General features: G+C 67.7%; 11 protein-coding genes. 9 read left to right on the top strand and 2 right to left on the bottom strand.

Annotation, left to right across the window (positions count from 1 at the left end; genetic code table 11):
• Positions 1–111: 111 nt before the first annotated feature.
• Complete coding sequence (gene uvrA / locus EF834_RS17700) at positions 112–3,069, top strand: excinuclease ABC subunit UvrA (protein ID WP_127948531.1); 2,958 nt, start codon at positions 112–114, stop codon at positions 3,067–3,069.
• Between the two features lie 71 nt (positions 3,070–3,140).
• Here the strand turns inward: uvrA and EF834_RS17705 are convergent, their stop codons facing one another.
• Positions 3,141–3,518: a DUF1844 domain-containing protein gene (locus tag EF834_RS17705; protein ID WP_127948532.1), complete on the bottom strand. Its 378-nt coding sequence runs from the start codon at positions 3,516–3,518 to the stop codon at positions 3,141–3,143.
• A 340-nt stretch (positions 3,519–3,858) separates the two neighbouring features.
• On the opposite strand from EF834_RS17705, the gene infC reads away from it, so the two are divergent.
• From infC to EF834_RS17740, 7 genes are all read left to right on the top strand, one after another.
• Complete coding sequence (gene infC / locus EF834_RS17710; RefSeq protein WP_127948533.1) at positions 3,859–4,512, top strand: translation initiation factor IF-3; 654 nt, start codon at positions 3,859–3,861, stop codon at positions 4,510–4,512.
• Positions 4,513–4,565: 53 nt separating this feature from the next.
• Positions 4,566–4,760, top strand: coding sequence for a 50S ribosomal protein L35 (gene rpmI, locus EF834_RS17715; protein WP_127948534.1), 195 nt, complete (start codon positions 4,566–4,568; stop codon positions 4,758–4,760).
• Positions 4,761–4,821: 61 nt separating this feature from the next.
• Positions 4,822–5,211 (top strand): 50S ribosomal protein L20, encoded by a 390-nt coding sequence (gene rplT / locus EF834_RS17720; protein WP_127948535.1) that lies wholly within the window; start codon positions 4,822–4,824, stop codon positions 5,209–5,211.
• A 23-nt stretch (positions 5,212–5,234) separates the two neighbouring features.
• Complete coding sequence (locus EF834_RS17725; RefSeq protein WP_127948536.1) at positions 5,235–6,035, top strand: TrmH family RNA methyltransferase; 801 nt, start codon at positions 5,235–5,237, stop codon at positions 6,033–6,035.
• Positions 6,036–6,163: 128 nt separating this feature from the next.
• Entirely contained in the window at positions 6,164–7,234 is a 1,071-nt protein-coding gene (gene pheS, locus EF834_RS17730; protein ID WP_127948537.1) for a phenylalanine--tRNA ligase subunit alpha, read from the top strand.
• A 65-nt stretch (positions 7,235–7,299) separates the two neighbouring features.
• Positions 7,300–9,789, top strand: coding sequence for a phenylalanine--tRNA ligase subunit beta (gene pheT, locus EF834_RS17735; protein ID WP_127948538.1), 2,490 nt, complete (start codon positions 7,300–7,302; stop codon positions 9,787–9,789).
• A gap of 77 nt (positions 9,790–9,866) precedes the next feature.
• A complete protein-coding gene (locus tag EF834_RS17740; protein WP_127948539.1) occupies positions 9,867–10,331 on the top strand; it encodes a hypothetical protein in 465 nt (154 codons plus the stop codon).
• A gap of 50 nt (positions 10,332–10,381) precedes the next feature.
• On the opposite strand, the gene EF834_RS17745 is transcribed toward EF834_RS17740, so the two are convergent.
• Positions 10,382–12,106 (bottom strand): acyl-CoA dehydrogenase family protein, encoded by a 1,725-nt coding sequence (locus EF834_RS17745; RefSeq protein ID WP_127948540.1) that lies wholly within the window; start codon positions 12,104–12,106, stop codon positions 10,382–10,384.
• Positions 12,107–12,254: 148 nt separating this feature from the next.
• On the opposite strand from EF834_RS17745, the gene argC reads away from it, so the two are divergent.
• Positions 12,255–13,337, top strand: coding sequence for an N-acetyl-gamma-glutamyl-phosphate reductase (argC, locus tag EF834_RS17750; protein ID WP_127948541.1), 1,083 nt, complete (start codon positions 12,255–12,257; stop codon positions 13,335–13,337).
• Positions 13,338–13,358: the final 21 nt, after the last annotated feature.

Raw genomic sequence — 13,358 nt, forward strand, 5'->3', positions numbered from 1 at the left:
CACGGCCGCCCTCGCGAGCTCTGCTGGCAGGCGAGTTTGTCGGTGCCCGCGCCTACGATGGCTGCGCTCGGTCGACTGTCCGGGCGATGGCCGAACCGAGAAGGGAACAGTGTGGCGGACCGCCTGATCGTGCAAGGTGCACGCGAGCACAATCTGCGAGGGATCAACCTCGATCTGCCCCGGGACAGCCTGATCGTCTTCACTGGTCTGTCGGGGTCCGGCAAGTCCAGTCTCGCCTTCGACACGATCTTCGCCGAGGGACAACGGCGCTACGTCGAGTCGTTGTCGGCGTACGCGCGCCAGTTCCTCGGTCAGATGGACAAGCCCGACGTCGACTTCATCGAGGGGCTCTCGCCGGCGGTGTCGATCGACCAGAAGGCGACCAACCGCAACCCGCGCTCGACGGTCGGCACCATCACCGAGGTCTACGACTACCTGCGTCTGCTGTACGCCCGGGCCGGCACGGCGCACTGCCCGGTGTGTGGGGAGCAGATCGCCCGGCAGACGCCGCAGCAGATCGTCGACCAGGTCCTCGAGATGGAAGAGGGGACCCGGTTCCAGGTGCTGGCGCCGGTGGTTCGCACCCGCAAGGGCGAGTTCGTCGACCTGTTCGAGCAGCTCAACACCCAGGGGTACTCCCGGGTGCGCGTCGACGGCGTGGTGCACCCGCTCACCGACCCGCCGAAGCTGAAGAAGCAGGAGAAGCACGACATCGAGGTCGTCGTCGACCGTCTCACGGTGAAGGCGAGCGCCAAGCAGCGGCTGACCGACTCGGTCGAGACGGCCTTGCGGCTCGCCGACGGAATCGTCGTCCTCGACTTCGTCGACCGCGAGGAGGATGCCCCGGATCGCGAGCGTCGGTTCTCGGAGAAGCTCGCGTGCCCCAACGCGCACCCGCTGTCGATCGACGATCTCGAGCCACGCTCGTTCTCCTTCAACTCGCCGTACGGTGCGTGCCCCGAGTGCACGGGCTTGGGCATCCGGAAGGAGGTCGACCCAGACCTCGTGATCCCGGATCCGGAAGTGTCCCTCGCGGACGGTGCGATCGCGCCGTGGTCCATGGGCCAAAGTTCCGAGTACTTCGGTCGCCTGCTGTCCGGGCTCGGTGACGTCATGGGCTTCGGCATGGACACGCCGTGGAACAAGTTGCCCGCGAAGGCGCGCAAGGCGATCCTCGAGGGCAGCACCGAGCAGGTGCACGTGAAGTACAAGAACCGCTACGGCCGCACCCGCTCGTACTACGCCGAGTTCGAGGGCGTCATGCCGTTCCTGCACCGTCGGCTCGAGCAGACCGAGTCCGAGCAGATGAAGGAACGCTACGACGGCTACATGCGCGACGTCCCCTGTCCCGCATGCAACGGTGCACGTCTACGTCCGGAGATCCTGTCGGTCATGATCTCGTCGGAGACGTTCGGGCACAAGTCGATCGCCGAGGTGTGCGAGCTGTCCATCGCCGAGTGCTCGGCGTTCCTGAACAGCTTGACCCTCGGTGCCCGCGAAGAAGCCATCGCCGGACAGGTCCTCAAGGAGGTCCAGGCACGCCTGGGGTTCCTTCTCGACGTCGGACTGGACTACTTGTCGCTGGCGCGTGCGGCCGGCACCCTGTCCGGAGGCGAGGCCCAGCGCATCCGTCTCGCGACACAGATCGGGTCGGGATTGGTCGGCGTCCTTTACGTCTTGGACGAGCCGTCCATCGGGTTGCACCAGCGTGACAACCGTCGCCTCATCGAAACCCTCACGCGCCTACGTGATCTCGGCAACACACTCATCGTCGTCGAGCATGACGAGGACACCATCCGAACCTCGGACTGGGTAGTCGACATCGGCCCGTTCGCGGGCGAACACGGTGGCCGTGTGGTCCACAGTGGACCATACGAGGAGCTGCTCGCCAACCCCGAGTCACTCACTGGCGCATACCTTTCCGGTCGGAGCACGATCGAGGTCCCCGCGGAGCGTCGCGCCGCCGACCGCAAACGGCGGGTCACCGTCGTCGGTGCCCGCGAGAACAACCTGAAGGGGATCGACGTCACCTTCCCGCTCGGGGTGCTGACCGCGGTCACCGGTGTGTCGGGTTCGGGTAAGTCGACCCTCGTCAACGACATCCTGGCCACCGTGATGGCCAACAAACTCAACGGTGCCCGCCAGGTGCCCGGTCGGCACACCCGAATCAACGGACTCGACCAGCTCGACAAGCTGGTCCAGGTGGACCAGTCGCCGATCGGCCGGACGCCTCGCTCCAACCCGGCGACCTACACGGGCGTGTTCGACAAGATTCGTACCCTGTTCGCCGCCACCACCGAAGCGAAGGTCCGCGGCTATCAGCCGGGCCGGTTCTCGTTCAACGTCAAGGGCGGGCGTTGCGAGGCCTGCTCAGGCGACGGCACACTCAAGATCGAGATGAACTTCCTGCCGGACGTGTACGTGCCGTGCGAGGTGTGCCACGGGGCTCGCTACAACCGTGAGACGCTCGAGGTCCACTACAAGGGAAAGACCATCGCCGAGGTCCTCGACATGCCGATCGAGGAGGCAGCAGAGTTCTTCGAACCCGTCACATCCATCCACCGCTACCTGGCGACGCTGGTGGAGGTCGGTCTCGGCTACGTCCGCCTCGGGCAGCCGGCGCCGACGCTCTCAGGTGGTGAGGCACAGCGCGTCAAGCTGGCGGCTGAGTTGCAGAAGCGGTCGACCGGGCGAACCGTCTACGTCCTCGACGAACCCACTACAGGCCTGCACTTCGAGGACATTCGCAAGCTGCTCAATGTGGTGGGCGGGCTTGTGGACAAGGGCAACACGGTCATCGTCATCGAGCACAACCTCGACGTCATCAAGACCTCCGACTGGATCATCGACATGGGTCCCGAAGGGGGCTCCGGCGGAGGCACCGTGGTCGCCGAGGGCACGCCGGAAGATGTTGCAGCCGTTCCGGACAGCTTCACCGGGCGGTTCCTGAAGGAGGTTCTGCGGGCGCCTTCGGTCTCCGGGAACGGCGCGGTCTCTCAAAAGATCCCGGCGGGCAAGCCCGCCACCGCACCGCGCAAGCGGGCCAAGAAGGCGGCCCCGGTCGGATAAGGGCGGCGCGGCCGGCGAGTAGCCAGGATGGCTGCTAACTCAGTACACCGGTAACTCAGTACACCGGTAACTCAGTACACCGGGCCGGTGTACTTCTCGCCGGGACCCTTGCCGGGCTCGTCTGGATGGGCGGACGTCTCGCGGAACGCGCGCTGCAGGGCCTGTAGTCCTTCTCGGATCGGCCCAGCGTGCGGGCCGAGGTACTCGACGGATGCGGTGACGAGGCCGGCCAGCGCTGTGATGAGTCGGCGCGCCTCGTCGAGGTCGAGGTGGGGGCTGTCCGCGGGGTCGGGATCGGACAAGCCCAGTTTCTCGGCGGCCGAACTCATGAGCATGACAGCGGCGCGACTGATGACCTCGATGGCAGGTACGTCGGCGAGATCTCGCACGTCGGCGAGGTCGGCGTCGGCGTGCGCTGCGGATTCGGGCGGGTCTGGGTTCTGCGTCATGCTGCCAGGATTGCACCGTGATCGTCCGCCGAGGCGGCCGGGTGGCGGGGGCGGCGGCGATTCGATGGCCGGGTCGACAGATGTTAGGCTAGACGTCACGACCGCCCTGGACTCTGGCCAGGGCAGCAAAGTGGAGTCCGACTCCCACCTCTGCGCGGCACCGGATGGTGCAGTTCAGTGGTCCGGTCGCCACCGGGGCTCTTGCTCCGGATGGCTCCTTCGGATGAAGGGATGGCAGGTCCGAACCTGGGATCTGGCATCGTACCGGTCGACATCGGGCCCCGCACGGTGAGTTCTCACCGACGCGGGGCTTTCTTGTTGGGGATGCCGGACGCACGGGCTGCGGCGCGGTCACAACTGGACTGCACCGCACTACTTAGGAGGCCCCATCAGCACCGAGACCCGCATCAACGAGCGCATCCGAGTTCCCGAGGTTCGCCTCATCGGACCGGGTGGTGAGCAGGTTGGGATCGTGCGTGTCGAGGATGCGCTTCGTGTCGCACTCGAGGCCGATCTGGACCTGGTCGAGGTGGCCCCCGATGCCCGTCCGCCGGTCTGCAAGATCATGGACTACGGCAAGTTCAAGTACGAGACGGCGCAGAAGGCGCGTGAGTCGAGGAAGAACCAGCAGCAGACCGTCATCAAGGAGCAGAAGCTCCGTCCGAAGATCGACGATCACGACTACGAGACCAAGAAGCGGAACGTCATCCGCTTCCTCGAGGCCGGATCGAAGGTGAAGGTCACGATCATGTTCCGCGGTCGCGAGCAGTCCAGGCCCGAACTCGGGTTCCGGCTGCTGCAGCGCCTCGGTGCTGACGTCGCCGACCTCGGATTCGTGGAAACCTCGGCGAAGCAGGACGGCCGCAACATGACGATGGTGCTCGCTCCGCACAAGGGTGCGAAGACGCGCGCGAAGGCTCAGGAGGGCGCGCGGACAGCACGGCCGAAGCCCGAGGCGGGTGACGGCGACGCCGCTCCGTCGTCGAGCAGCTAGACCGATCACCGCACGCAAGACCGAAATACGCAAAACACAAGAACTGAGGACCCATGCCCAAGTCGAAGACCCATAGCGGCACCGCGAAGCGATTCAAGGTGTCCGGTAGTGGAAAGATCCTGCGCCAGAAGGCCGGACGTCGCCACCTTCTCGAGCACAAGAGCTCGCGGGTGACTCGTCGCCTCGACGGCAAGACCGTCGTCAGCGATCAGGACGTTCCGCGCATCAAGCGTCTGCTCGGAATCTGAGCTCTTCCCCTACTTGACCGCAGGGGTGCGTCCGGCGCCCCGAGATTGACAGGATTTTGCAGTGGCACGCGTAAAGAGGGCGGTCAACGCCCAGAAGAAGCGTCGTTCGATTCTCGAGGCCTCGAGCGGCTACCGAGGACAGCGTTCGCGCCTGTACCGCAAGGCCAAGGAGCAGCAGCTCCACTCGATGACCTACGCCTACCGGGACCGTCGTCAGCGCAAGGGCGACTTCCGCAAGCTGTGGATCGCTCGCATCAACGCCGCGGCTCGCGCCAACGACATCACCTACAACCGCTTCATCCAGGGCCTCAAGGCTGCGGGTGTCGAGGTTGACCGCAAGATCCTCGCCGAACTGGCGGTTTCCGACGCCGAGGCGTTCGCCGGCCTGGTGGCCGTCGCGAAGGCAGCTCTGCCGTCCGACGTCAACGCTCCCGCCGGGGAAGCAGCCTGAGTCAGCAGTTCCGGATTCGACCCGTGGACCCGTTCACCGAGCGGACTCCGCGGGTCGTTTCTGCTGGCAAGCTCCTGCGCGGCGCAGAGCGCAGGAAGGCGGGGCGCTTCCTCGCCGAGGGGGAGAATTCCGTCCTCGAGGCGCTCGCGTCCGCGACGGTGCACGAGGTGTTCTACACAGAGTCCGCAGGCGGGCGGTACCAGGAGCTGATCGGTACCGCGCGCAGGGCAGGGATCGCGGCGTCGCTCGTCACCGAGCGCGCGATCCGGTCGATGAGCGACACCGTCACCCCGCCGGGGGTCGTGGCTGTGTGCGATCTGCTGGACGTTCCGCTCGAGCGGGCACTCAGCTCGGGGGTTCGCCTGCTGGCCGTGCCCGTCGCAATCGCCGAACCGGGCAACGCGGGGACGGTGATCCGAGTGGCCGATGCGGTCGGCGCCGACGCGGCTATTCTCGCTGGTGACAGCGTCGATCCCCACAACGGCAAGTGCGTGCGGTCGTCCGCGGGAAGCCTGTTCCACCTACCGATCGTGCGTGAGCGCGACACCGACGCCGTCCTCGATGCGCTGACGGGGTCCGGGATCCAGATCTTCGCGACGGCCGCCGACGGCGAGGTGAGCCTCGATGAGGCCGATGACCTGCTTGCCGCTCCCACTGCGTGGCTGTTCGGGAACGAGGCGCACGGTCTCGATGCGGCGGTGGCGGCGCGGGCCGATCACCGGGTGCGGATCCCGATCCGGGGCCGCGCCGAAAGTTTCAACCTGGCCACCGCCGCGTCCATCTGCCTGTATGCCAGCGCCCGCGTCCAGCATCGACGCTCGTGACCGGTCCTGTCGAGCGTGGTCGAATCGCCCCGAGCCGATCGCCTAGGATTCGAGTGTTGTGCCCCGTGCGGTAGGGCATTGGTAGCTAGTCGGACTGATAGCGAGATAGATGAGGAGTTGCACCGGTCGTGGCTAAGAATGAGGGCGGTGTCCCGCCCACTGTCGATTCGAACGCGCTCACCGAGGAGGCGCTGAACTCGGCGGCTCTCGCCGCCGAGAAGGCGTTCGGGGCGGCTGCGAATCTAGACGAACTCGCCACGGTCAAGATCGAGCATCTCGGTGACAAGGCGCCGATCGCGCTCGCCAGGCGCGGGCTCGGTGCGCTTCCGAAGGAGGAGCGGGCCGAAGCCGGTAAGCGGGTCAACGTCGCCCGTACCCGCGTCACCACCGCGTTCGATGCCCGCCGCGAGATCCTGCTCGCCGAGCGCGACGCAGCGGTGCTGGTCGCCGAAGCCATCGACGTGACGCTGCCGTCGGACCGTCGGCACGCAGGTGCCCGCCACCCGATCACGATCATCTCCGAGGAGGTTGCCGATGTGTTCGTCGGCATGGGATGGGAGGTCGCGGAGGGCCCCGAGGTCGAGACCGAGCACTTCAACTTCGACGCCCTGAACTTCCTGCCGGACCATCCCGCCCGGACGATGCAGGACACCTTCCACATCGCGCCCGAGGGGTCGCGTCAGGTGTTGCGCACCCACACGTCCCCGGTGCAGGTACGCACGATGCTCTCGCGGGAGATCCCGATCTACGTCGTGTGCCCGGGGCGCACTTTCCGCACCGACGAGCTCGACGCCACTCACACACCGGTCTTCTCCCAGATCGAGGGTCTCGCGGTGGACAAGGGCCTGACCATGGCGCATCTTCGTGGCACGCTCGACGCTTTCGCCCGCGCACTGTTCGGGCCCGAGACGCGGACGCGTATGCGCCCCAACTACTTTCCGTTCACCGAACCGTCCGCCGAGGTGGACGTGTGGTTCCCGAACAAGAAGGGCGGCGCCGGCTGGGTCGAGTGGGGTGGCTGCGGCATGGTGAACCCGAACGTGCTGCGCGCGTGTGGAATCGACCCTGACGAATACTCCGGCTTCGCCTTCGGTATGGGCCTCGAGCGGACGCTGCAGTTCCGCAACGGCATCCCCGACATGCGCGACATGGTCGAGGGCGATGTGCGTTTCACCCTGCCGTTCGGCGTGCAGGCCTAGGCGTGGAGCCTGCCGAGCGGACCCGGACCTGAGTCCCGACTCACGAGCGAGAGAGCTGAGTAGACGTGCGAGTAGCGCAATCGTGGTTGACCGAGATCCTGCAGCGGGCCACGCCCGACTGGCAGGTGACCGCCGACGAACTCGACGCCGGGTTCGTCCGTGTCGGGCTCGAGGTCGAGGAAGTCGATCCGCTCGAGCCCGTGACCGGGAGCCTGGTCGTCGGTCGGGTCGTCGAGATCACCGAGCTCACCGAGTTCAAGAAGCCCATCCGCTTCTGCAAGGTGGATGTCGGTGCGGGCACACCACAGGAGATCGTGTGCGGCGCCCGGAACTTCGCCGAGGGGGACCTCGTCGTCGTCGCTCTGCCGGGCTCCGTGCTGCCAGGCGGCTTCGCGATCTCGTCCCGCAAGACGTACGGCAAGGTCTCCAACGGGATGATCTGCTCGGTGGCGGAGCTGGGCATCGGCAAGGACCACTCGGGCATCCTCGTCCTCGAGCCGGACACGGCCGCGCCGGGGACGGACGCGAACGAGGTGTTGGGGCTCGACGACACCGTGATCGAACTCAACATCACGCCCGACCGTGGCTACTGCTTCTCGGTGCGCGGTCTGACCCGTGAGCTCGCGTGCGGATTCGATCTCGAGTTCGCCGACCCGGCCGTCGTGCCGGAGCTGCCGTCCGACGGCGGTGAGGCGTGGCCGGTCGAGCTCGTACCGGAGTCCAAGGCGACTCGTTTCACCGCGCGCAGGATCACCGGCATCGATCCGAAGGCCGTCAGCCCGTGGTGGCTGCAGCGTCGCCTGCTGATGTCGGGTGTGCGCCCGATCTCGCCCGCCGTCGACGTGACGAACTACGTCCTGCTCGAGCTGGGCCAACCGTTGCACGCGTTCGACGCGGCCAAGGTTCAGGGCGCACTCGTGGTACGCCGCGCGAAAGCAGGGGAGAAGCTGACCACCCTCGACGAGGTCGAGCGTGCCCTCGATCCCGAGGACGTCGTCATCGCCGACGACTCCGGCGTCATCTCGCTGGCCGGCGTCATGGGTGGTGCCGACACCGAGGTCCACGACGGGACCACCGACATCCTCCTCGAGTCGGCCACGTGGGATCCGCTCGCGGTGTTCAAGACCTCCCGACGCCACAAGCTGATCAGTGAGGCCAGCAAGCGGTACGAACGCGTCGTCGATCCCGAGATCGCCCTGCCGGCGCTGGACCGTGCCGCCGCACTGATCGTCGAGATCGCCGGCGGCACGATCGAGCCCGTCCTCACCGACGTCGGCGGCGTTGCGCCGTCGGGGCAGATCCGGATGGACATCGACCTGCCGGACCGGGTCGCCGGTGTGGCCTACCCGAACGGGGCCGCGGCGCGGCGCCTGACGCAGATCGGCTGCACCGTCGAGGTCGGCGTCAGCGAGACCGGGCACGGCCAACTGGTCGTGACTCCCCCGTCGTGGCGGCCTGATCTGGTGCAACCGGCCGACCTGGTCGAGGAGGTGCTGCGGCTCGAAGGTCTCGAGCAGATCCCCTCCGTGCTGCCTCACGCACCGGCCGGTCGTGGCCTGACCCCTCAGCAGCGTCGCCGCCGCGCCGTCGGCCGCATGCTCGCCGCCTCGGGCTTCGTCGAGGTCCCGCCACCGGTGTTCCTGCCGCACGCCGTGTTCGACACCTGGGGTCTCGACGCCGAGGACCCGCGTCGCGACACCACCAAGGTGCTCAACCCGCTCGAGTCGGATCGGCCGGAGCTGGCGACAACTCTGCTGCCGGGGATGCTGGAAGTGCTGGCGCGCAACGCCTCTCGTGGTCAGCGCGACCTGTCGCTGTACGGCATCGCGCAGGTGGTGCAGCCGGGGCCGGACACCAAACCGGTCGAGGTGCTGCCGGTGGATCGTCGTCCGTCCGACGAGGAGATCGCGGAGCTGCTCAGGTCGCTGCCCGCACAACCGCTGCACTTGGCCATCGTCCTGTCCGGCCTGCGAGAGCCGTCCGGGCCCTGGGGGCCTGGACGTCCGGCTGACACGACGGATGCCTTCGCCGCGGTCCAGACTATTGCCGCTGCCGCCGGCGTCGAGCTCGAATTGCGGGCGGCGCAGCACCTCCCGTGGCACCCGGGCCGGTGCGCGGAGGTCGTGTTCGACGGCACCGTCGTCGGGCATGCCGGTGAACTACACCCGGCGGTGCTCGAGCGTTCCGGTCTGCCGGCGCGCTCGTGTGCGGTCGAGATCGATCTCGACGCCCTACCGGTCGTCGAAGTCCTTCCGGCCCCTCAGATTTCGCCGTTCCCTGCAGTCCTGCAAGACGTCGCCGTGGTTGTCGATTCTTCGGTGCCGGCGGCCGCGGTCGAGGCGGCGCTGCGAAACGGTGGCGGTGAACTCCTCGAGGACATCCGCCTGTTCGACGTGTTCGAGGGCGAGCAGGTCGGCGAGGGGCGCAAGTCCCTTGCCTTCGCACTGCGGTTCCGTGGTGTCGACCGAACGCTGACCGAGGACGAGGCCAGTGCGGCCCGTGACGCCGCAGTGGCAGCAGCGGCGGAGGCCGTGGGGGCCGTCCTGCGCGGATAGTCCGCGACAGCGGGTCGTGAACGACCGATGAGGGGCTCTCTCGGTAGCCTGGAAGGTGCCACCGGGAGGAGCCCCTCATGGTCGATACGGGAAGTGGATCAGGTGACGTGCTTGCGCGGTTGCGTCAGCTCACCGATGCGGACCTGCTGGCAATCGTGCTGGTGGTGACGGCCGAGCGTCCGGGTCTGTCGCCGGTGCACGCGGCCGCTGCCGCGCTGTCGGCGGGCGGGCTCGGCCCCGACTACCCTCCGGACCCGACGCGGCCAGCCGTCCCGCCCGAGGTTCCGCCACCGCTGACGACGGCGAGCGGACCCGTGACCGGCCCCGACCGCACTGTCTCCGACTACACCGATGCCGGTGTCCCGACCTTCGAGCGGGTTCGAGACCGTATCGAGGAACGTTTCGGGACGGCCCTCGGCTCGGAGGAACTCGAACGAGGCAGTCGGGCCGGGCGGGACCTCGACGAGAAGTGGCAGGCGCGGGAGAAGGCTGCGCACGAAAAGCTCGACGAGATCCGCCGGTCGATGAAGGACGACGGCTAGGGTCGCCCCCGACCCTCACTGCCGTTCGACCCTCTGTGCTGTTCGGGGGATCAGTGTCGTTCGAGGATCGCTGCGAAATCGGTTCCGGCGGGCAGGGATCCGTACTCGAGGTCGCGGTCGGCGCCGAGTCGCGCGCCGATGAACGCCTCCGCGACCGGGTTCGGTGCCCATCGCAACAGGAGCGAACCCTGTAGGCCGAGAGCCATCGCGGCGGCGACGGGACGCGCCCGCAGCTGTGCGGCGGCGGGCTCGAGCGTGGCGAGTTCGGCGAGCATCGCACGCACCCGATCCAGGTGGGCGTCGAACAACGATGACGCGCCGCGGGCCAGGTTCAGTTCGGCGTCGAAAGCCGCCACCGTCTCGGGTTCGCGGGTCATCGCGCGCAGGACGTCGAGGGCGATGACATTGCCCGACCCCTCCCACACCGCCATGACCGGCTGCTCCCGGTACCGGCGGGCCAGCGGGAACGCCTCCGTGTATCCGTTGCCGCCGAGGCACTCGAGCGCTTCGTAGGCGTGGTGCGGTCCGCGCTTGCAGATCCAGTACTTGCTCACCGCCGTGGCCAGGCGGCGGAACGCCTTCTCCGACTCGGAGGCGTCGTCGTCGTGGGCGCGGGCCAGGCGCAGGGCGGTCGCCGTCGCCGCCTCCGATTCGAGAGCCAGGTCCGCGGCGACGGCGGTCATCGCGGGCTGATCGACGAGCGTCGCGCCGAACGCGGACCGGTGCCGCACATGCCAGAGTGCCTCGGCGACCGATTGACGCATGCCCGCCGCCGATCCGTAGACGCAGTCGAGCCGGGTCCGGGCGACCATCTCGATGATCGTGCGCACGCCCCGTCCGGGCTCGCCGACGAGGTGGCCGATCGTCCCGTCGAGCTCGATCTCGGACGACGCATTCGACTTGTTGCCGAGCTTGTCCTTGAGCCGCTGAATCCGGAAGACGTTGCGGGTGCCGTCCTCGAGCACGCGCGGCACCAGGAAGCAGGACAGCCCCAGCTGTGCTGTCTGGTCGCTCCGCTCGTGTCTCCGGTCGCTCCGCGGGCTCCGCTCCTGCGTCTGCGCGAGGACGAGGAAGGCGTCGGACATCGGTGCCGAGCAGAACCACTTGTGTCCGGTGAGGACATACGTGCCGTCCGAGAGTGGTTGGGCCGTAGTGGTGTTCGCGCGGACGTCGGAGCCGCCCTGCTTCTCGGTCATCGCCATCCCGAACAGCACGCCGGGCTTGTCGCCGGGTGTGGCGAGGGTGCCGTCATAGCCCCGCGAGTACACCCGGGGGAGCCAACGCTCGGCGAGCTCCGGCGCGAGCATCAGTGACGGCACCACGGAGTGGGTCATCGAGATTGGGCATGCATGACCCGGCTCGATCTGTCCGAACAGCATGAACGTCGCGGCGCGAGCGACGTTTGCGCCGGCACGGGGCTCGGCCCAGGCGGACGTGTGTGCACCGTGCCTGACTGCGGCCGAGATGACTCGGTGGTAAGCGGGGTGGTACTCGACCTCGTCGATGCGGTGGCCGTAGCGGTCGTGCGAGTGGAGCCGGGGGAGTTCGGTGTTGGCGAGTTCGGCGGCGTGCTGGAACTCGGCGGTGCCGACGAGGGCGCCCACCTCGGACAGGTGTGCGACGGCCCACTCGGCGTCGTACCGGGCAGCCCCCTCGACGAGCGGTGTGTTGCTCGTGAACTCGTTGACGTCCACCCGTGGGGGCGCCTGATTGAACACCTCATGCGTTCGGTGGCCGCGTGGTGTGGCGCCCCTCTGGTCGCTGACTGTCGTCATTCTCGAGCCCTTCCGCAAAGTAATGAATCAGAATTCACCGCTTGCTGGTGACAGTAGAACGGGACAGTGCGAAGGGCAACGGAACCCGTAACACCCGGGGTACTCCCCGGGGATGAATTAGTTTGCATGATGGTGCATAATCATCCGCATGGGTACTTCTGCAGACTCTGGTGCTTCGGCGGCGGGCAGCCGGTTGCCGATCAAGGTCGCGCTCGCAGGGGCGAGCGGGTACGCGGGCGGCGAGATCCTGCGCCTGCTGCTCGGTCACCCCGCTTACCGCGACGGCTCGCTCGTGATCGGGGCGCTGACCGCGGGCGGTAACGCCGGCACCACGCTCGGCTCGCATCATCCGCACCTGCTGCCGCTCGCGGACCGCGTCCTCGGACCGACCGACATCGAAACCCTATCCGGCCACGACGTGGTGTTCCTAGGGCTGCCGCACGGCAACTCCGCGGAGATCGCCGAGCAACTCCCGGAGTCCACCGTCATCATCGACTGCGGCGCCGACTTCCGGCTGACCGACGCCGACGACTGGGAGAAGTACTACAAGAGCGCCCACGCAGGCAGCTGGCCGTACGGACTGCCCGAGTTGCCGGGCGGACGGGACAAGCTCGTCAGTGCCACTCGGATCGCGGTGCCCGGCTGCTACCCGACGGTGTCGTCGCTGGCGCTCGCTCCGGCGGTCGCCGCGGGCATCGTCGAGCCGCGGGTGAACATCGTCGCGGTCAGCGGAACGACCGGCGCCGGGCGAGCACCCAAGGCCGATCTGCTCGGCTCGGAGGTGATGGGCTCTGTGCGGGCCTACGGCGTCGGCGGCGCCCACAGGCACACCCCCGAGATCAAGCAGAACCTGTCGGCGATCGCCGGCGCCGACGTTACGGTGTCGTTCACACCGGTTCTGGCGCCGATGCCGCGCGGCATCCTCGCGACGTGCACTGCTCCCACCACCGCGACCGTCGACGAGATCCGGGCGGTTTACGAGAAGGCTTACGCGGACGAGCCGTTCGTCCACGTGCTGCAGGAGGGACAGCTGCCGCAGACCGGTGCCGTCGTCGGATCCAACGTCGTGCAGATCGCCGTCACCGTCGACACCGACGCAGGACTCCTCGTCGCGATCGCCGCGATCGACAACCTCACCAAAGGCACCGCCGGGGGTGCCGTCCAATCCATGAACCTGGCCCTGGGCCTGCCCGAGACCGATGGTCTCTCGACTGTGGGAGTTGCTCCGTGACCACCGAATCCGCATCATCTG

Source organism: Rhodococcus spongiicola (genome assembly GCF_004011835.1).
Taxonomy (GTDB): domain Bacteria; phylum Actinomycetota; class Actinomycetes; order Mycobacteriales; family Mycobacteriaceae; genus Prescottella; species Prescottella spongiicola.